This window comes from Nonomuraea sp. NPDC050478 (genome assembly GCF_044458265.1).
In the GTDB taxonomy this organism is placed as follows: domain Bacteria; phylum Actinomycetota; class Actinomycetes; order Streptosporangiales; family Streptosporangiaceae; genus Nonomuraea; species Nonomuraea ferruginea.
The window spans coordinates 827324-845289 of the sequence record NZ_JBITHT010000005.1; the positions used below are offsets into that span (position 1 = coordinate 827324).

The following is a 17966-nucleotide window of genomic DNA, read 5'->3' on the forward strand; positions in this document are numbered from 1 at the left end:
GGGCTCTTACCCAGCTGATCAACCGCGGCGCACCAAGGGATCGTCCGGGAAGCGGAAAGGGCCGCCCGGAGGCGGCCCTTCACGTGAGACGGCGGTCAGGCCATCTTCTTCTTCAGGTTCTCGTCCAGGGCCGCGAGGAAGTCCTGGGTCGTGAGCCACGCGGCGTCGCCGCCGACCAGGAGCGCGAGGTCCTTGGTCATCTGGCCGCCCTCGACCGTCTCGATGCAGACCCGCTCCAGCGTGTCGGCGAACTCGGTCACCGCGGGGGTGTTGTCGAGCTTGCCGCGGTGGGCGAGGCCACGGGTCCACGCGAAGATCGAGGCGATCGGGTTGGTGGAGGTGGGCTTGCCCTGCTGGTGCTGGCGGTAGTGGCGGGTCACGGTGCCGTGCGCCGCCTCGGCCTCGACGGTGCGGCCGTCGGGGGTCATGAGCACGGAGGTCATCAGGCCGAGCGAGCCGAAGCCCTGCGCCACCGTGTCGGACTGGACGTCGCCGTCGTAGTTCTTGCACGCCCAGACGTAGCCGCCCTCCCACTTGAGCGCGGCGGCGACCATGTCGTCGATCAGGCGGTGCTCGTAGGTGATGCCGGCCTTCGCGAAGTCGTCCTTGAACTCGCTCTCGAACACCTCGGCGAAGATGTCCTTGAAGCGCCCGTCGTAGGCCTTCATGATCGTGTTCTTGGTCGACAGGTAGACCGGGTAGTTGCGGTCCAGGCCGTAGCGCATGGAGGCGCGGGCGAAGTCGCGGATCGACTCGTCCAGGTTGTACATCGCCATCGCGACGCCCGAGCCCGGGAAGTCGTACACGTCGAGCTCGATCGGCTCGGAGCCGTCCTTCGGGGTGAAGGTGAGGGTGAGGGTGCCCTCGCCCGGCACCTTCAGGTCGGTGGCGCGGTACTGGTCGCCGAAGGCGTGACGGCCGACGACGATCGGCTTGGTCCAGCCCGGGACGAGCCGCGGCACGTTGGACATGATGATCGGCTCGCGGAAGATGACGCCGCCGAGGATGTTGCGGATCGTCCCGTTGGGGGACTTCCACATCTGCTTGAGGCCGAACTCCTCGACCCGCGCCTCGTCCGGGGTGATGGTGGCGCACTTGACGCCCACGCCGTGCTTCCTGATGGCGTTGGCGGCATCGATGGTCACCTGGTCGTCGGTGGCGTCACGGTGCTCGATGCCGAGGTCGTAGTACTTAAGGTCGATGTCCAGGTAGGGAAGGATCAGCTGGTCCTTGATGAACTGCCAGATGATCCGGGTCATCTCGTCGCCGTCGAGTTCGACGACCGGGCCCTCCACCTTGATCTTGGGCATGCGAACGGTTCCCCTTCATGAATGAATGCGTTGAGGCTATCGGACGCCTCGTCAGCGAGAGAAAAGGGACTCGATCAGGGCCTTCGCGGCCGGGTTGTCGAGCAGCAGCGAAGTCAGCACCAGCATGAACCCGGCCAGCCCGAGCGTGACCGCGTCCGCCTTCCGGCCGCGCACCGCGAGGGGCCCGCCGAATCCGGAGAAGCGCAGTGCGGCACCGATCATGATGACACCGCCCAGGGCGAATCCGCCCCAGCGCGGGTCGATCAGGAACACCAATCCCACGGCGACGGCCGCACCCGCCAGAATCAGCGGGTACGGCCCCCAGCCCTCGCGTTCGACGTCGTCACGCAGGCTCATCGCTCGTCGATCGGCTTCCACTTCTGGTCGGTCTCGCCGATGTACTCGCTGTCCGGGCGGATCAGCCTGTTGTCGGCGTGCTGCTCGATCACGTGCGCCGTCCAGCCGGACATGCGGCTGATCGAGAACACGGGAGTGAACAGGTCGGTCGGGATGCCAAGGTAGTGGTAAACCGAGGCCGCGTAGAAGTCGACGTTCGGATAGAGGCCCTTCTCCTCGAAGACGACCTCCTCCATCTCCTTGGACATCCGGTAGTAGGTGTCGTCGCCGGCCGACTCGGCCAGCTCCTGCGACATGCGGCGCAGATGGGTGGCGCGCGGGTCTTCGGTCTTGTAGACCCGGTGGCCGAAGCCCATGATCTTCTCGCCGGCACCGAGCTTGTCACGGACCGCCTGGGCGACGCCGGTCGGCGAGATCGACTCCAGGGTCTTCATGACCTGCTCGTTGGCGCCGCCGTGCAGCGGGCCCTTGAGCGTGCCGATGGCCGCGACGATGGCGGAGTGCATGTCCGAGAGGGTAGCGGCGCAGACGCGGGCGGCGAACGTGGAGGCGTTCATCGTGTGGTCGGCGTGCAGCACCAGGCAGGTGTCGAAGATCTCCACCTCGCGCTGGGAGGGGACGCGCCCGGTGATCTGGAACAGGAAGTTCGCCGCGGTGCTCAGGGAGGGGTCGGGATCGGGGGCGGTCGCGCCGGTGCGGGCCGCGTGGTAGCGGGCCACCAGCAGGGGCTGCTGGGCGGTCAGGCGGGCGGCCTTGCGCAGGTTGGCGTCGGGGGCGTTCGAGTCCTTGTCAGGGTCGTCCGCGCCGGACAGCGACACGTAGCTGCGCAGCGCCTCCATCGGTTTCTGTTTCTCGGCGATCTCGGAGATGTTCGCCGAGACCAGCTCGCCGAGGTCACGGCCGCGCACGAGGTCGTCGCCGTACTCCTGGAGCTCGGCGCGGTCGGGCAGCTTGCCTCGTTGCAACAGGTACGCGGTCTCCTCGAAGGTCGCGCGGCCGGCCAGATCGTGGATGTCGTATCCCCGGTAGAACAGCCGACCTGCTTTTCCGTCGATGTCGCTGAGCGCTGTGGACGCGGCGACGACGTCAGCCAGGCCTTTGGTGGGCTTGTCCGCCATGAGTGTTTCCTCCGCTTATCTTCGCCCGAAGTCTACCCGTGAGCAGGCAAAACCGTCCGCAGAGGTCCAGACCAATTTCACGCGCGATTCTGCTTTCGGCAAAGGCGATTCCGCATCCCCACGTTTGGGTAAGCCGGAGCTGTAGTAAGAGTTACGGCGGGCTACCTGGGGAGGAACTGCCGTGGAGGGGCCGTTCATACGCATCGAGGACACAGGCGAGGTGATCCCGTTGCGCCCCGAGATCACGACGGTGGGAAGGGGCCGCGGTGTCGACATCCGGCTCACCGATCCCAGCGTCTCTCGGCTCCATGCCGAATTCGTCAGGCGAGGGCCTTACCTGTACGTCGTTGACCTGGGCCTGTCCCGCAACGGCACACGGGTGAACGGCAGGCCGATCGCCCGGAGGGTGCTCGACGACGGCGACGTCGTCTCGTTCGGGGCCGCGCGAGGACGGGTCGGCGGAGTCCCCCGTGAGGACTTCGCGCCCGAAGTGGAGCTCCGCAGGGCGGCGGCGCCCGAGCTGACCAGGCGCGAGGTCGACGTGCTCACCTCGCTCTGCCGGCCGGCCCTGTCGGATGAGGCGTTCGTCGCTCCGGCCACCGCGCGGGAGATCGCCGACGACCTGGTCGTGACCGAGGCCGCGGTCAAGCAGCACCTGCTGCGGCTTTATCAGAAGTTCAGGATCCCCGAAGGCACCAACCGGCGCACGCGACTGGCCAACGAGGTCGTCGCGCTCGGCCTGGTGCGTCCGACCCCCGTGGTTCCCCCGCAGCGGGCGGGCACCACCGCGGAGCCGTCAGCGGCGGGCCGCAGGGCTTCCTGAGAAGCGGATCGCGACCGGGGCTTCGGCGAGGGGTTCCGGCAGCGTCAACGGACCGGAACCCGGCGTGATCGTGCCCAGGATCCGGGCGCCCGACGCGCCCGTGCACCCGGGCACGGTCGCCGCCAGGCCGTGTGCGGTGAGCCAGCCGAACAGCGAGAAGGCGATCGCCTCCTTGCTGTCGGCCGGCACCCCGAGTTCGTCGCTGGTCAGAAACCTGGCCGGCGTCGCGCGCAGGCGGAGCATGCTCATCAGCGCTGGGTTGCGGGCGCCTCCGCCCGACACGATCACGGTGTCGAGCCGGTGCCTGCGGATCTCCGCGGCGACCGTCTCGGCGGTCAGCGCCGTCAGCGTCGCCACCAGGTCCGGCAGGGGCAGATCCGCCTTCACGTAGTCCGGCGTGAACAACTCCTTGCCGGTGGACTTCGGCGGCTCCTGGAGGTAGTAGGGCTCCGCGAGCAGCCGGTCGAGCAGGTCCCGGTCGACCGTGCCCGCCGACGCCAGCGCGCCGTCCCTGTCGTACGGCGGCGCGGCGGCGTCGATCAGGGCGCAGCCCGGCCCGGTGTCGTAGGCCAGCGGAGGCTCGCGCACGGTCAGGTTGGCGATGCCGCCCAGGTTGAGCGCGCCGGTGCGACCCGGCAGCCCCGCCATGAGCAGCAGGTCGAGATACGACACCAGGGGCGCGCCCTGCCCTCCGGCGGCCACGTCGCGCGCCCGTACGTCCGACACGACCGGAACGCCGGTGCGCTCGGCGATCCAGGCCGGCTGGCCGAGCTGCAGCGTGCCGCGCACCCGGCCGTCCTCCACCCAGTGGAACAAGGTCTGGCCGTGCGAGCAGACCAGCTCGCACGGCGGCGCTTCGGCGGCGGCGCCGGCGAACGCCTGCCCGATCAGCGTGTCCAGGGCGCACACCTCGCCCAGGTCGACGCGGTGGGGCGGCAGCGCGGCCCGGATGCGGGCTCTCAGCTCCGGCTCGTACGGTCGCTCGCCCGTGTGCTCGATCCTGCCGGTGAGCACGCCGGCGTCGAGCGTCCAGTCCACGACGGCGCTGTCGATGCCGTCGTGGGACGTGCCCGAGATGAGGCCGAGAACCCGCATGATCTCAGATCACCGGGAACCCGTTGCTGGGCTTGCTGGTCCGGTTGGCCCGGTCGACCGCCACGACGTGGTAGTGGTCGCCGCGCTTGCCGTCGGGGTCCTGCCAGACCACCTGCCGGTCGCCGGGGACGACCGCGACCAGGTGGCGGGCGTCGGCGAACTGCGCGTCCCGCGCCCTGCCGGGGAAGCGGAAGATGGCGAACTGGAACGGCTCCTGCTTACCGGTCGCCACCGCGCGCACCTCGACCCCGCCGCGCTTGCGCAGCGCGTAGGCGAGCACGGGACGGTTCGGCGCCTTGCCCGTCGCCAGCCTCGGCAGCACCGGGGCGAGCGCGGGCCGGACGTAGTGGTCGGCGACGGCGGTGCTCACCGACGCGATCCGGTCCTGGCGCAGGTCGTTGGCGTTGTACCAGATGTCGCCGCTGATCTGCGGGTGGTCGCGGTTGAGCGTGAGGTGGTCGGACAGCTCCTTCGGGTCCTGCCACTCGGGCGCCTGCGCGGGGTCGCCCGCCTTGTACGCGGCCTGCCCGATCCACAGCATCGTCTTCGTGCCGTCGGCCACGTCGGACCACCAGGGCACGAGCTTGGAGTAGTCGGCCGGCGGCTGGCCGATGTACCAGTAGAGCTGCGGCGCGATGTAGTCGAGCCAGCCCTTCTTGACCCAGCCGCGGGTGTCGGCGTGCAGGTTGTCGTACGACTGGCCGCCGTTGGTCTCGGAGCCGAGCGGGTCGGTGCCCTTGTTGCGCCAGATGCCCGACGGGCTGATGCCCCAGGCGGCCTCCGGCTTGACCTCGCGGACCCGCTGCTGCATCTCGGAGACCATCAGGTCGACGTTGTTGCGCCGCCAGGCCGCCAGGTCGGGGAAGCCCGCGCCGTACTTGGCGAACTCCTCGGCGTCGTCGAACGCCGTGCTGTTGGTCGGGTAGAAGTAGTCGTCGAAGTGCAGGCCGTCGATGTCGTAGCGGGCCAGCGCGTCGAGCATCGCGTCCTGGCAGAACTTCCGCACCTCCGGCATGCCGGGGTTGTAGTAGAGCTTGCCGCCGAACGGGAGGATCCAGTCGGGGTTCTTGCGTCCGGGGTGGTCGGGGTGCAGCTGGTTCGGGTCGTCCTGCATCGACACGCGGTACGGGTTGAACCAGGCGTGGAAGGCCAGGCCGCGCTTGTGCGTCTCCTCGACGGCGAACCCGAGCGGGTCGTAGCCGGGGTCCTGCCCCTGCACGCCGGTGATCCAGTGCGACCACGGCTCGAACGGCGACGGCCAGAACGCGTCGGCGGTCGGCCTGATCTGGACGAACACCGAGTTGAGCTTCCGCTGCTCGGCCAGGTCGAGCCAGGCGAGATACTCGGCCTTCTGCTCCTCGACGCTCAGGCCCTGCTTGGAGGGCCAGTTGATGTTCACCACCGACGCGATCCACATGCCGCGCATCTGGCGCAGCGGCGGGACGTACTCGGCGGACGCGAAAGCGGGCAGGGGAACCGCCGTGGCGGCGGCGGCAAGGGCGAGACCCTTCAGGAGAGTCCTTCGGCTGGGCATGGGGGGTGGCCTCCCGGAAGCGGTTGTGTCGAGGGCGACGATGACAGAAAATTACCTTCAGTTCAACAACCGTGAAGGAAAATGCCGCATGACCCCAGACCTGTCCCGCCTGGCCATGACCGTGCTCCAGCCGGGGTACGCGGGAGCCTCGCTTCCCGACTGGATGCGCGGGGCGCTCGATCAAGGGCTCGGCGGCGTCGTGCTGTTCGCGCGCAACCACCCGCTCGACCGGGCCGCCCGGCAGATCCGCGCGCACAGCCCGGACGCGATCGTCGCCGTCGACGAGGAAGGCGGCACCATCACCCGCTTCGAGGTCGAGCACGGCAGCTCCGTCCCCGGCAACCGGGCGCTCGGCGTGGTCGACGACGTGAAGCTCACCGAACGCGTCGGCCGGCAGCTCGGCCGCATGCTCGCCGGAGCCGGCGTCACCCTCGACTACGCGCCGACCGCCGACGTGAACGCCAACCCGGCCAACCCCGTCATCGGCGTCCGCTCCTTCGGCCCGGACCCGGACCTGGTGGCCCGCCACACCGCCGCCTACGTGGCCGGCGTCCAGGGCGCCGGCGTGGCCGGCTGCGCCAAGCACTTCCCCGGCCACGGCGACACCACCACCGACTCCCACCTGGCGCTGCCCACCGTGCACGCCTCCCGCGACCTGCTCGCCGAACGCGACCTGCCGCCGTTCCGCGCCGCCGTCGAGGCCGGCGTGCGGTCGATCATGTGCGGCCACCTGCTCGTGCCCGCCCTCGACCCGGACCTGCCCGCGACACTCAGCCGCGCCGCTCTCACCGAGCTCCTGCGGGGCGAGCTCGGCTTCGACGGCATGCTGGTCACGGACGCCATCGAGATGCGTGCGGTCGCCGCCATGTTCGACCCGGGCGAGATCGCCGTACGCGCCCTCGCCGCCGGCGCCGACGCCGTCTGCGCCGGCCACGTCACCGAGGACGGCCTGTACGCGCTGCGCGACGCCATCGTCGAGGCCGTCCGCTCCGGCACGCTGCCCGAGGAACGCCTCGCCGAGGCCGCCGCCCGCGTCCGCGCCGTCTCCGCCTGGTACGCCGGCCAGGCCGCGCTCCGCGACCAGGCACTCGCCGAACCGGACGACCCCGCCGGCCTCGAAGCCGCCCGCGCCGCCCTCACCGTCACCGGCGCCGCCCGGCTCACCGGCCCGCCGCTCGTGGTCGAGGTCAACACCCGTCACAGCCAGGCCGTCGACCAGGTCAACCCGACCGGCGTCACCGCCGCCCTGGCCGCCGCGCTGCCCGGCACCCGCCGCGTCCCGCTGGAGCCCAGCGCCGCGCTCCCGCCCCTCGGCACCGGCCCCGCCGTCCTCGTCGTGCACGACGCCGCCCGCCACCCCTGGGTACGCGAGCGCATCGAGCAGGCCGTACGGGAGCGTCCCGACATCGTCGTCATCGACACCGGCATCCCGGCCGAACCCGCCGGCGCCGCCCACCTCGCCACCCACGGCATCTCCCGCGTCTCCGCCCAGGCGGCGGCCGAACGGCTGACCTCGTGACCGGCACCACCGAACCGGCCAACCCGGTCGCCGCGGTCCGCGCCGTCCTGCCGTCGCTCACCCCCGCGGCCCAGGCCATCGCCCGCATCATCCTGGACGACCCCGGCCTCGTCGTGCGCAGCACCATCACCGAGTTCAGCACGGTGTCGGGCACCAGCGAGGCGACGATCGTCCGTACCGCCAGAGCGCTCGGCTTCACCGGCTACTCGCAGCTGCGCTTCGCGCTGGCCGCCGCCGTCGCCAAGGAGCCCGAACGGCTCGTCCCCGGCGACCTCGCCCCCGACGACCCGCTCACCGACGTCATCGCCAAGGTCGCCCGCGCCGAGTCCGAAGCCCTCGCCGACACCGCCGCCCAGCTCGACCCGGACCGGCTCGACGAGGTCGTCACCGCCATCGTCGGCGCCCGCCGGGTCGACGTCTACGGCGTCGCCGCCTCCGGCCTGGTGGCCGCCGACATGTCGCAGAAACTCCTGCGGATCGGGCTGTCGAGCCACCCGTTCAGCGACGCCCACCTGGCGTTGACGAGCGCCGCCCTGCTCAAACCCGGGGACGTGGCGGTGGCGATCAGCTGCAGCGGCGAGACGCCGGACGTCCTCGTCCCGGCCCGCACGGCGGCCGAGACGGGGGCGCTGCTGGTCGCCATCACCAACAACCCGCGCTCCTCCCTGGCCGCGCTCGCCCACCACACCCTGGTGTCGGCGGGCAGGGAGACCGCGTTCCGGCCCGGCGCGCTGGCCAGCCGGATCAGCCAGCTGCTGATCGTGGACTGCATCTTCGTGGGGCTGGCGCAGCGGACCTACGACAAGGCGGACGCGGCCATCCGCGCCACCCGCCAGGCCACCGACCGCTACCGTCAGCGCACGTGACCGTCGTCTGCCGGCCCGCTGGTCAGCTCGTGTCCCTTTTCGCCGGAGAGGCGAGCGAGGACAGGTCGCCTTCGATCTTGGCGGCCGTGGCCAGCAGCGGCGGGAGGAGCGTGCGCCTGGCCTGCTGGAGGGTGGTGCGGCTGGCGTGGGTGGAGACGTTGACGGCCGCCACGACCGTCCCGGAACGGTCCCGGATCGGGGCGGCGATCGAGCGGAGGCCCTCCTCCATCTCCTGGTCGACCATGGCCCAGCCCTGCTCGCGGATGCCGTCCAGCTCGTCTCGCAGCGCCGACGGGACGGTGATGGTGCGGGAGGTCAGGCGGCGCAGGTCGGCCTGGTCCAGGTAGGCGTCGAGGTCCGCCGGGGGTAGGCCGGCCAGGAGGACGCGGCCCATGGAGGTGCAGTAGGCGGGGAAGCGGGTGCCGATGCTGATCGACACGCGCATGATCCGGGCGGTGGCGACGCGGGCCACGTACACGACGTCCTCGCCGTCCAGCACCGCGACGGAGGCGGACTCGTGCACCTCGGCGGCCAGGCGTTCCAGGTGGGGCGCGGCGACCTCGGGCAACGACAGGCTGGACAGGTAGGCGTATCCGAGCTCCAGGACACGCGGCGTGAGGGAGAACAGCCGCCCGTCGGTGCGCACGTAGCCGAGGTCGGCGAGCGTGAGGAGGAAACGGCGCGCGGCGGCGCGGGTGAGGCCGGTCGCGCGGGCCACCTCGCTCAGCGTCAGCCGGGGGGCGGTGGCGCTGAAGGCGCGGATCACGGCCAGGCCGCGGGCCAGCGACTGCACGTGTTCGACCATGAGGTTCCCTTGACACCGGCGGGCAGAGGCGCAGCTCTCCGAAATGTTCGGCTAGTGAATAAGTGTACGCATGCCGAACACGCCTCGCGGTGGCGGGCTAGCGTCCGCTGCCGGAGATGATGCCGCTGTAGGAGCCGAGCACCTCGACCTGGGCGAGTTCGGCGGTCTTCGGCGGGATGTGCGCGACGACCTGGATCAGCGCGGTGGACTTCATGTACGTGTAGAACTTGCCGCGCAGGAACCCGTTGTTCTTCTGGAAGACGTACTTGCGCCCCGGCCCCTGGTGCACGTCGTAGCGGATGGTCCGTTCGAGGGTGGTGAAGGCGAGCGCCCCGCCGTCGGCCGTGCGCAGGGCGTAGGAGGGATACGCCGTGGCCGGGCGGGCGCTCTCGACGACCTTGGCGTACTCCTTCATCTTGACGCGGTTGGACGCGGCGCCGGTGGTGAGCCGGTCGGCCGCGAAGCGGGTCCTGGACGCCGCGGTGCCCTTGTTCACCAGGTGGGCGGCGTAGCTCTTGGCGAACGCGGCGGGCGACATCATCAGCCCGGCGGCGTCGGAGTGGGCCACCTCCTCGGCCGTTCCCGAGGCGTCCGCGACGATCTCGGGCAGTTCGGCGGCCTTGCCCTCGAAGACGTCGGGGGCGTACACCTGCTTCCAGGACTCTCCGTCACGGGTGAACAGCAGGTAGGTCGGCTCCTTGGCGGTCCCGGTCTTGCCCTTCCAGTGCGCCGTGGCCAGGAACCAGCGTCCCTCCTGGCCGACGGGCACGGTGTGGACCGGCTCGGTGTAGCCGAACGGCTGGTAGGCGGCCTGGCGACCGCCCAGCTTGCGGACGGAGGCGTAGCCCGCCTTGTCGATGGCCAGGCTGGAGCCGCCTTCGTAGCCCGCGAGCAGCTTGTCGCTCACGGCCTTGTTGGCGGCGTTGTTGCGCTTGACGTAGTCCTCCAGGACCGAGGCCACCTCCTGGGCGGTGACGGGCGCGGCCGCGGGTGTCGGGGTTTCGGTGGCCGCCGTGGACGGCGCCTGCTCCGAGCCCGCCCCCGGCAGGGCGGAGCATCCTGCCAGAGCCAAGCACCCGACCATCCACACAAATCTCCGCATCTAGACCGCCTCACGATATTTCTGGACTAAAGCGGCCAAAGATATCAACAGCGGTTGTCGAACGTACGAAGAACCCAGCCCCGGACCCCGTACGAGCCCCTAGGCGTGCAGCCGCTCGGCCGCCTCCACGACGTTGGCCAGCAGGAGGGCGCGGGTCATCGGGCCCACGCCGCCGGGGTTGGGGGTGAGGAAACCCGCGACCTCGGCCACGTCGGGCGCCACGTCGCCGGCGATCTTGCCGTTGACCCGGGAGACGCCGACGTCGAGCACGGCGGCGCCCGGCTTGACCATGTCCTTGGTGATCAGGCCGGGCACGCCCGCGGCCGCCACCACGATGTCGGCGCGGCGGACGTGGCCGGCCAGGTCCTGGGTGCCGGTGTGGCAGAGGGTCACGGTGGCGTTCTCGCTGCGCCGGGTCAGCAGGAGGCCGAGCGAGCGGCCCACGGTGATGCCGCGGCCGACCAGGGCCACCTCGGCGCCCTTGATCGGGACCCCGTACTCCTGGAGGAGCAGCACGATGCCGTGCGGCGTGCAGGGCAGCGGCGCGTCGACCATGTGGACCAGGCGGCCGAGGTTGACCGGGTGGAGGCCGTCGGCGTCCTTGGCCGGGTCCATGCGCTCCAGCAGGGCCATGGTGTCGAGGTGTTTGGGCAGCGGGAGCTGGACGATGTAGCCGGTGCACTCGGGTGAGGCGTTGAGCTCGTCGACGGCGGCCTCGACCTCGGCCTGGGTGGCGGTGGCCGGCAGGTCGACGCGGATGGAGGCGATGCCGACCTCGGCGCAGTCGCGGTGCTTGCCCGCGACGTAGATCTGGCTGCCGGGGTCGTCGCCGACGAGGACCGTGCCGAGCCCGGGGGTGATGCCGCGCTCTCTGAGGGCGGACACCCGGGCCGTGAGGTCTGCCTTGATCTTCGCCGCGGTGGCCTTGCCGTCGAGTCTGACTGCGCTCATGCTTCCAATCCTTCCATGGCTCCGCCGGCGCGCGTTTCCCGGCCGATGACATCGTTGTCATGGACCCACGGAAGGCATAGTGTGGCCGTCGCCGGTCTGGGTGTTAGGGGTTGATTTGTCTGTTCGCCTGCTGTCCGCGGAGCCGACCGATCTGTTCGTGGGGCCGGCGGACCGGCCACGCCAGGTGCTGAAGGTCACCGTCGCGCGGGACGGGCGCGAGGCCGCGCTGGAGGTGCGCGGCGACGGCGTGCGCGGGCACGCGACCGTGCCCGCCGGGGACGGACCGGTCACGCTGGAGGTGCCGCTCGACGCCGAGACGCCGCCGGGCGCGGTGGTGCCGTGCGTGGTGACCTTGGAGGGCGAGACGCTGGACGTGACCGTGACGGCCGAGTCTCCCGGCTGGACCATGTTCATGGTCTCCCACTTCCACTACGACCCGGTCTGGTGGAACACCCAGGCCGCCTACACCAGCCCGTGGGAGCTGCTGGCCGCCGACGCGACCACCAGGCCGCTCTGGGAGTTCAACGCGTTCGCGCTGGTCGAGGCGCACATCGAGCTGGCCCTGCGGGACCCGGACTACCGGTTCGTGCTGGCCGAGGTCGACTATCTGAAGCCGTTCCTCGACACCCATCCCGAGCGCCGCGCCGACCTGCGCGCCCTGCTCGCCGAGGGCCGGGCCGAACTGGTCGGCGGCACGTACAACGAGCCCAACACCAACCTGACCGGGGCCGAGACCACCATCAGGAACCTCGTCCACGGCATCGGCTACCAGCGCGACATCCTCGGCGGCGACCCGCGCACCGCCTGGCAGCTCGACGCGTTCGGGCACGACCCGCAGTTCCCCGGCTACCTGGCGGCGGCCGGGCTGACCGGGAGCGCGTGGGCGCGCGGGCCGTTCCACCAGTGGGGGCCGATCGACAAGAACTTCGGCGCGGCCGGGAACGACGCCACCCTGATGCAGTTCCCCAGCGAGTTCGAGTGGATCGCGCCGTCCGGGCTGGGGGTGCTGACGCACTACATGCCCGCCCACTACTCGGCCGGCTGGTGGATGGACTCGGCGCCGACGCTGGAGGCCGCCATGGCGGCGGTGTACGAGTTGTACCGGTCGCTCAAGCCCGTCGCCGCCACCCGGAACATCCTGCTGCCCGTCGGCACCGACTACACCCCGCCGAACAAGTGGGTGACCGAGATCCACCGTGCCTGGAACGCGCGGTACGTGTGGCCGCGGTTCGTGTGCGGGACGCCTCGGGACTTCCTGGACGCGGTTCGTACCGAAATTTCGGCCTTAAGCCCGCAATCACGGGACATGAACCCGATCTATACCGGCAAGGACGTCTCCTACATCGACACCAAGCAGGCCCAGCGGGCCGCCGAGGTGGCGGCGCTGGACGCCGAGCGGCTCTCGGCGCTCGCCGCGCTGCTGGGGCTGGGCCGCTACCCGCACACCGCGCTGGACAAGGTGTGGCGGCAGCTCGCGTACGGGGCGCACCACGACGCGATCACCGGCTCCGAGTCCGACCAGGTCTACATCGACCTGCTGACCGGCTGGCGCGAGGCGTACGACCTGGCGGCGGACGCCCGCGACCGGGCCCTCGACGCGCTGATGGGCCAGGTGGCGGTGGACGGGCGCAGCGTCGTGGTGACGAACACGCTGCCGTTCGCCCGCGACGGCCTGGTGCGCGTGCGCCTCGGGCCCGGACTGCGCGTCGCCGACCCGGCGGGCGTGGAGATCCCCGCCGTCTCCGAGCACGGCACGCTGACGTTCACGGCCAGGGACGTGCCCGCGACGGGCTGGCGCACGTACCGGATCGTCGAGGGCCGGGCCGACCCGTGGCAGGACCTGCCCGGCACGACCATCGAGAACGAGCGCTGGCGGATCGTCGCCGACCCCGCCAGGGGCGGCGCGCTGGCCTCCGTCACCGACCTGGCCACCGGCCGCGAACTGCTCACCGGCCTGGGCAACGAGCTGCGCCTGTACGAGGAGTACCCGCAGCATCCGGACATGGGCGAAGGGCCGTGGCACCTCATGCCCACCGGCAGCTCCCTCGGGTCAGGCGACGCCCCCGCGGATTCCGTACGGGCCGAGACCTCCCCCGTCGGGCAGCGGATCATCGTCACCGGGCAGGTGGGCGAGGTCGCGTACGAGCAGGTCGTCACCCTCCTGGCGGGCTCCGACCGGGTGGACCTCACCACCCGCGTGGTCGACTACACCGGCGCCGACCGCCTGCTCAGGGTCCGGTTCCCGGCACACGTCGAGGGCGCGCTGCCGGTGTCGGACGTGGCGGGCGCCGTCGTGGGGCGCGGCTTCGCGCTGCCGGACGTGGACTCCGCCGAACACCCGTGGACGCTCGACAACCCGGCCAACACCTGGTTCGGCCTGTCCTCCACCGCCCGGGTGGACCTCGGCCCGGCCGGCGCGCGGGCGATCGGCGTGGCCGAGATCGTGGTGCCCGGCCCTTCGGACGCGCCTCGGGCCCGCGAGCTCGTCGCGGCGCTGGCCCGGGTGGGCGTCACCGCCACCACCTCCACCGCCTCGGGCACCCGGTACGGGTGGCTGCACGTGGACTCGAACCTGCCGGACACGCGCATCGTCCTCGGCGGGCCGGACACCAACCCGGTCGCCGCCGAGCTGCTGTCCCGCTGCGACCCGGTCTTCTCCCAGGCGCTCACGTCGGGCGCGCCACGCGTGTGGGTGCCCGCCGAACGGCCGCTGGCCGAGGTGTGGCGGCCCAGCGCGGACCTGCGCGACCTGCGTTCCCTGCCCGCCCTCATCGTCGCCGGGCCGGTGGACGAGCTGGTGGACGACCTGGCCGGCGCCGTCATCCCGGCGGTCTGCCCGGCCGGTTCCGAACGGCTCGACGACCGGACGGTGGCGCTGCTGGCGTACGGGCTGCCGGGCTTCGCGGTGGACCCGTCGGGGGCTCTGCACCTGTCGCTCATGCGGTCCTGCACGGGCTGGCCCTCCGGCGTCTGGCTCGACCCCCCGCGCCGCACCGGCCCCGACGGGTCGGCGTTCCAGCTCCAGCACTGGACCCACGAGTTCTCGTACGCCCTCGTGGCCGGACCCGGCGACTGGCGGGCGAACCGGCTCCCCTCCTCGGGCCAGGAGTTCACCACCCCACTGCTGCCCCGCGTGGTCACCCCGGCGAACAGACCTCCGACGCACGCGACCAACCCAGCAAGCGAGCCACCACACGCGACGGACAGGCTGCTGATGGGCGCGACCGGTCCGGTTGGCGAGCCGCCACACGCGGACGCGTCCCCACCGCACGCCACGGCCAGGCCGCTGACGGGCGCGAGTGGTCTAGTGCTACCGCAGGTGTGCTCGTTGCTGCGCGTGGAGCCTGCTCGTGACGTGCTCCTGGGTACGCTCAAGGCCACCGGCAACCCGCACGCCCACGGGCGCGCCCGTCACGACGCCGAGACGGTCACCCTGCGCCTGGTGGAGGCCACTGGCCTCGGCTCTGAGGCCAAGGTCCACTCCCCTCTTCTGCCCTCCGCTCTGACGCCCGCCGACCTGCTCGAACGTCCTCTCCCGCCGACAGCGCCCCATCCCGCCGCGGGAGGCTTCGACGGGTCGGTGCTGCCGAAGCGGGTGAGAGGTTCGAGGACGCGCCGGCCGCTCTTCGATCCCGAGGGGAACCACCCGGGGGCCGTGAGGCTGGGCGGGGCCGAGGTGGGCACGTTTCTGGTCGCCGCCGAGCCCATGGAGACGGGGCCCGAGCTGGGAGCCGTGAGAGAGACCGCGCAGCCGGTGTACGCGCGTTACTGGCTGCACAACAAGGGCCCGGCGCCGCTCGGCTACCTGCCGGTGTCGGTCACCCTGACTCCCGGCCTGGTCACCCCGGACGGGCCGTTCGAGGTGGACGTCGTCGTGTCGTCGCAGTTGACCGACGCGGCGCACGAAGGCGTCGTGGAGCTGCACGTACCCGACGGGTGGACGGTGCTGCCGGCGCGGCGGCCGTTCCGCGTCGAGCCAGGCGGGCACGTCCGGTTCCCCGCCACCGTCACCCCAGCACCCGGCCGGGGCCTGCACTTCGTGTCCGCGCGGACGGGCGTCGGCGGGCAGGTGATCGAGGACGTGGTCACGGTGGCGCTCGGCGACGCCCCCGAACTGCCCGTGCCCGGCCCCGCGCCCGCCCCCGTCGACGCCGTCCGGGGCACCACGGCCGACGAGGCCCGCCCCACCGGCCTGTCGGTGACCACGCTCGCGGACGCGCTCACCCTCCGCCCCGGCGACCGCGCCGCTCTGACCGTACGGCTCGCGAACGGCACCCACGGAGAGATCCGGGGCGAGGCCCAGCTCGCCGCCCCGTGGGGGACGTGGGAGCTGCTCCCCTCGGCCATCAGGGGGTTCACGGTGGCCGCCGGAGGGACCTGTGACGTGACGTTCCCCGTGGAGGTCCCGCCGGACGCGACGGCCGGGCACTTCTGGGCGCTGCCCAAGGTCATGTGGTTCGGCCGCTGCCAGTACGCCGCCACCGTCCGCCTGGAGGTGACCCGGTGACCCCCGTTCCCGCGGAGATCGGGTACGTCGGTGACAGGCCCGTGGGGCGGGAGGCGCTCGACCGGCGGATCGCCGAACTGCGGGCCGGGCCGTCACGCGCCGCGCTGCCCACGCCCGGCAGCGCCGAGGACCGCCAGCTGGCCCGGTGGCTGACCCAGGTGATCCTCACCGAGGCGCTGTGCGAAGACGAGGCCGCGCGCCTCGGGCTGGCCCCCGTGGACGGGCCGCCGCTCGACCGGATCGCCGCCGTCGAGCTGGGCTCCGTCAACGCCGCCGCCTATCACGGCAGCCCGTGGGTGCGCGCGATGTACCGGCACGTGACCGCCACCGCCGAGGTGCCCGCCGCCTGGCGTCCCTCCCCCGTACGGGACGATCGGGAGACCCGCTACCTGGTGCTGCACGGGCTGTTCGAGGACAGGGAGACCGCCCGGACGGCCACCCCGGCCGACCTGGAACCGCTGGGCGCGGTCACCCTGGAGTCGCTGCCCGCCGCCCTCGCCGCGGCCCTCCGCTCCCGGCCATTCGGAGAGCTCACCGGCCCCGTACGAGATGCCCTGGGGTGGCATGTCGCGGTGGCGGAGCGCTCGGAGCTGGACGTCGCGGCCCTCGACGGCGAGACGCCCGCTTCGGAGAGCGGCGCCGAGGCACCCCGGCTCGACGCGGCGCGGCGGCTCGCCTTCGCGCGGTGGATCGATGAGAAGCGGGCCGCGACGGTGCGGCTCGTGCCCGGACTTGAGCATCCTGGCGACCCTCGCCAGCCCGACAACCACCACAAACACTCATGAATCACGTACTTGCCATTGACATCGGCGGGACCAAGCTCGCCGCCGCGCTCGTGGACGCGAGCGGATCCGTGCTGCGTTCCGGCACCCGGCCCACGCCGGGGCAGGAGGTCATGGCCGCGCTGCGCGGCCTGATCGAGGAGGTGACCGAGGGCGGGCCGGAGCCCGGTGCCGTCGGGATCGGGTGCGCCGGGCCGCTGGACCTCGCCGCCGGGACCGTGAGCCCGGTGAACATGCCGAGCTGGCGCGGCTTCCCGCTCCGCGACGAGGTGCGGAAGGTGACCGGCCTGCCCACCGTGCTCGCCGGCGACGCGCAGTGCATGGCGCTGGGCGAGCACTGGCTGGGCGCGGGCCAGGAGACCCGCGCGCTGCTGGGCATCGTGGTCTCCACCGGCATCGGCGGCGGCCTGGTCGTCGGCGGCACGCCACTGCTCGGCCCCACCGGGAACGCCGGTCACGTCGGCCACATGAGCGTGGACCCCTACGGGGAGCGCTGCGAGTGCGGCGGACGCGGCTGCGTCGAGAGGTACGCGAGCGGCCCCAACATGGCCCGCTGGGCGCTGGAGAACGGCTGGACCCCCGGCCGGGCATCGACCGGCGACCCCGTGGTCGCGGACGCGCGGACGTTGGCGGGGGATGCCGCCGCAGGTGATCCCGTGGCGGTGGCCGCGTTCGAGCGGGGGGCGCGGGCGCTGGCCGGGATGATCGCCTCGACGGCCGCCGCGGTCGAGATCACCACCGTGGTCGTCGGCGGGGGCGTCTCCCAGGCGGGGCCGGTGCTGTTCGGCCCGCTGGAGGCGGCGCTGGACGACGTCGGCGGGCTGGGGTTCGTCAGGGCCGTCGAGGTGCGGCCGACCACGCTGGGGGTGCGGGCCGGCCTCGCCGGGGCGGCCAAGCTGGCCTGGGACTACTCCCGCTCGGCGAGCTGAGCCTCACGGCGCTCGATGATCCTGCGGGTGAACGGGATCAGCTCCATGGCCCGGCCGCCGAGGTAGGCGCCGATGAAGGCCAGCAGGATGAGCACGAAGGGGCTGGTGGCGAATCCGTTCACGGCCAGGAGGACGTTCAGGGATGCGTCGAGCAGCGTCATGGAGACACTCCGAGGGGAATGAGACACGCAACGCGCATCAGATTAACCGGACAAGCGGCATGCCGCCGCACTTTTCCGGCAAATCGGCGGCCCGGAGTCCGGGCCGC

Annotated in this window: 15 protein-coding genes; 6 read left to right on the forward strand and 9 right to left on the reverse strand. The window is 72.0% G+C overall.

The window, feature by feature from the left end; all coding sequences use genetic code 11:
* Positions 1–95: 95 nt before the first annotated feature.
* From ACIBF7_RS28690 to ACIBF7_RS28700, 3 genes are read right to left on the reverse strand one after another with little or no spacing between them, the layout of a single operon-like run.
* Entirely contained in the window at positions 96–1310 is a 1215-nt protein-coding gene (locus ACIBF7_RS28690) for an NADP-dependent isocitrate dehydrogenase (protein WP_148036915.1), read from the reverse strand.
* Positions 1311–1361: 51 nt separating this feature from the next.
* A complete protein-coding gene (locus ACIBF7_RS28695) occupies positions 1362–1667 on the reverse strand; it encodes a DUF3017 domain-containing protein (RefSeq protein ID WP_148036914.1) in 306 nt (101 codons plus the stop codon).
* The gene (locus tag ACIBF7_RS28700) at positions 1664–2785 is read right to left on the reverse strand and encodes a citrate/2-methylcitrate synthase (RefSeq protein ID WP_148036913.1); all 1122 of its coding nucleotides are present in this window, start codon (positions 2783–2785) and stop codon (positions 1664–1666) included. Before ACIBF7_RS28700 ends, ACIBF7_RS28695 begins: the two co-directional genes overlap by 4 nt.
* Positions 2786–2966: 181 nt before the next feature.
* On the opposite strand from ACIBF7_RS28700, the gene ACIBF7_RS28705 reads away from it, so the two are divergent.
* Positions 2967–3608, forward strand: coding sequence for an FHA domain-containing protein (locus ACIBF7_RS28705; protein WP_148036912.1), 642 nt, complete (start codon positions 2967–2969; stop codon positions 3606–3608).
* Here ACIBF7_RS28705 and ACIBF7_RS28710 read toward each other — a convergent pair.
* Together ACIBF7_RS28710 and ACIBF7_RS28715 are read right to left on the reverse strand one after the other, a co-directional pair.
* Positions 3582–4703 carry an anhydro-N-acetylmuramic acid kinase gene (locus tag ACIBF7_RS28710; RefSeq protein WP_397198554.1) on the reverse strand — a complete coding sequence of 374 codons (1122 nt, stop codon included), beginning with the start codon at positions 4701–4703 and terminating at the stop codon, positions 3582–3584. The genes ACIBF7_RS28705 and ACIBF7_RS28710 overlap by 27 nt on opposite strands.
* Positions 4704–4707: 4 nt before the next feature.
* Positions 4708–6237, reverse strand: coding sequence for a glycoside hydrolase family 10 protein (locus ACIBF7_RS28715; RefSeq protein ID WP_397198555.1), 1530 nt, complete (start codon positions 6235–6237; stop codon positions 4708–4710).
* 88 nt (positions 6238–6325) lie between these two features.
* On the opposite strand from ACIBF7_RS28715, the gene ACIBF7_RS28720 reads away from it, so the two are divergent.
* Both ACIBF7_RS28720 and ACIBF7_RS28725 read left to right on the forward strand, forming a co-directional pair.
* A complete protein-coding gene (locus tag ACIBF7_RS28720) occupies positions 6326–7756 on the forward strand; it encodes a glycoside hydrolase family 3 protein (protein WP_397198556.1) in 1431 nt (476 codons plus the stop codon).
* Complete coding sequence (locus ACIBF7_RS28725; RefSeq protein WP_148036908.1) at positions 7753–8622, forward strand: MurR/RpiR family transcriptional regulator; 870 nt, start codon at positions 7753–7755, stop codon at positions 8620–8622. The genes ACIBF7_RS28720 and ACIBF7_RS28725 overlap by 4 nt, the downstream gene beginning before the upstream one ends.
* A 22-nt stretch (positions 8623–8644) precedes the next feature.
* Here the strand turns inward: ACIBF7_RS28725 and ACIBF7_RS28730 are convergent, their stop codons facing one another.
* The 3 genes from ACIBF7_RS28730 to ACIBF7_RS28740 form a co-directional block, all read right to left on the reverse strand.
* On the reverse strand, positions 8645–9427 hold the full coding sequence (locus ACIBF7_RS28730) for an IclR family transcriptional regulator (protein ID WP_397198557.1): 783 nt from the start codon (positions 9425–9427) through the stop codon (positions 8645–8647).
* A 97-nt stretch (positions 9428–9524) separates the two neighbouring features.
* Complete coding sequence (locus ACIBF7_RS28735) at positions 9525–10499, reverse strand: hypothetical protein (RefSeq protein WP_397198558.1); 975 nt, start codon at positions 10497–10499, stop codon at positions 9525–9527.
* Between the two features lie 129 nt (positions 10500–10628).
* Entirely contained in the window at positions 10629–11480 is an 852-nt protein-coding gene (locus ACIBF7_RS28740) for a bifunctional methylenetetrahydrofolate dehydrogenase/methenyltetrahydrofolate cyclohydrolase (protein ID WP_148036905.1), read from the reverse strand.
* A gap of 115 nt (positions 11481–11595) precedes the next feature.
* Between ACIBF7_RS28740 and ACIBF7_RS28745 the strand changes: the two genes are divergently transcribed.
* Genes ACIBF7_RS28745 through ACIBF7_RS28755 form a run of 3 tightly spaced genes read left to right on the forward strand, consistent with a single transcriptional unit; the run spans position 11596 to position 17698 of the window.
* Positions 11596–15987: an NEW3 domain-containing protein gene (locus ACIBF7_RS28745; RefSeq protein WP_397198559.1), complete on the forward strand. Its 4392-nt coding sequence runs from the start codon at positions 11596–11598 to the stop codon at positions 15985–15987.
* Positions 15984–16772, forward strand: coding sequence for a hypothetical protein (locus ACIBF7_RS28750; protein WP_397198560.1), 789 nt, complete (start codon positions 15984–15986; stop codon positions 16770–16772). The genes ACIBF7_RS28745 and ACIBF7_RS28750 overlap by 4 nt, the downstream gene beginning before the upstream one ends.
* A complete protein-coding gene (locus tag ACIBF7_RS28755; RefSeq protein ID WP_148036902.1) occupies positions 16769–17698 on the forward strand; it encodes an ROK family protein in 930 nt (309 codons plus the stop codon). Before ACIBF7_RS28750 ends, ACIBF7_RS28755 begins: the two co-directional genes overlap by 4 nt.
* Here the strand turns inward: ACIBF7_RS28755 and ACIBF7_RS28760 are convergent.
* On the reverse strand, positions 17677–17859 hold the full coding sequence (locus ACIBF7_RS28760) for a hypothetical protein (protein WP_148036901.1): 183 nt from the start codon (positions 17857–17859) through the stop codon (positions 17677–17679). The genes ACIBF7_RS28755 and ACIBF7_RS28760 overlap by 22 nt on opposite strands.
* Positions 17860–17966 lie beyond the last annotated feature (107 nt).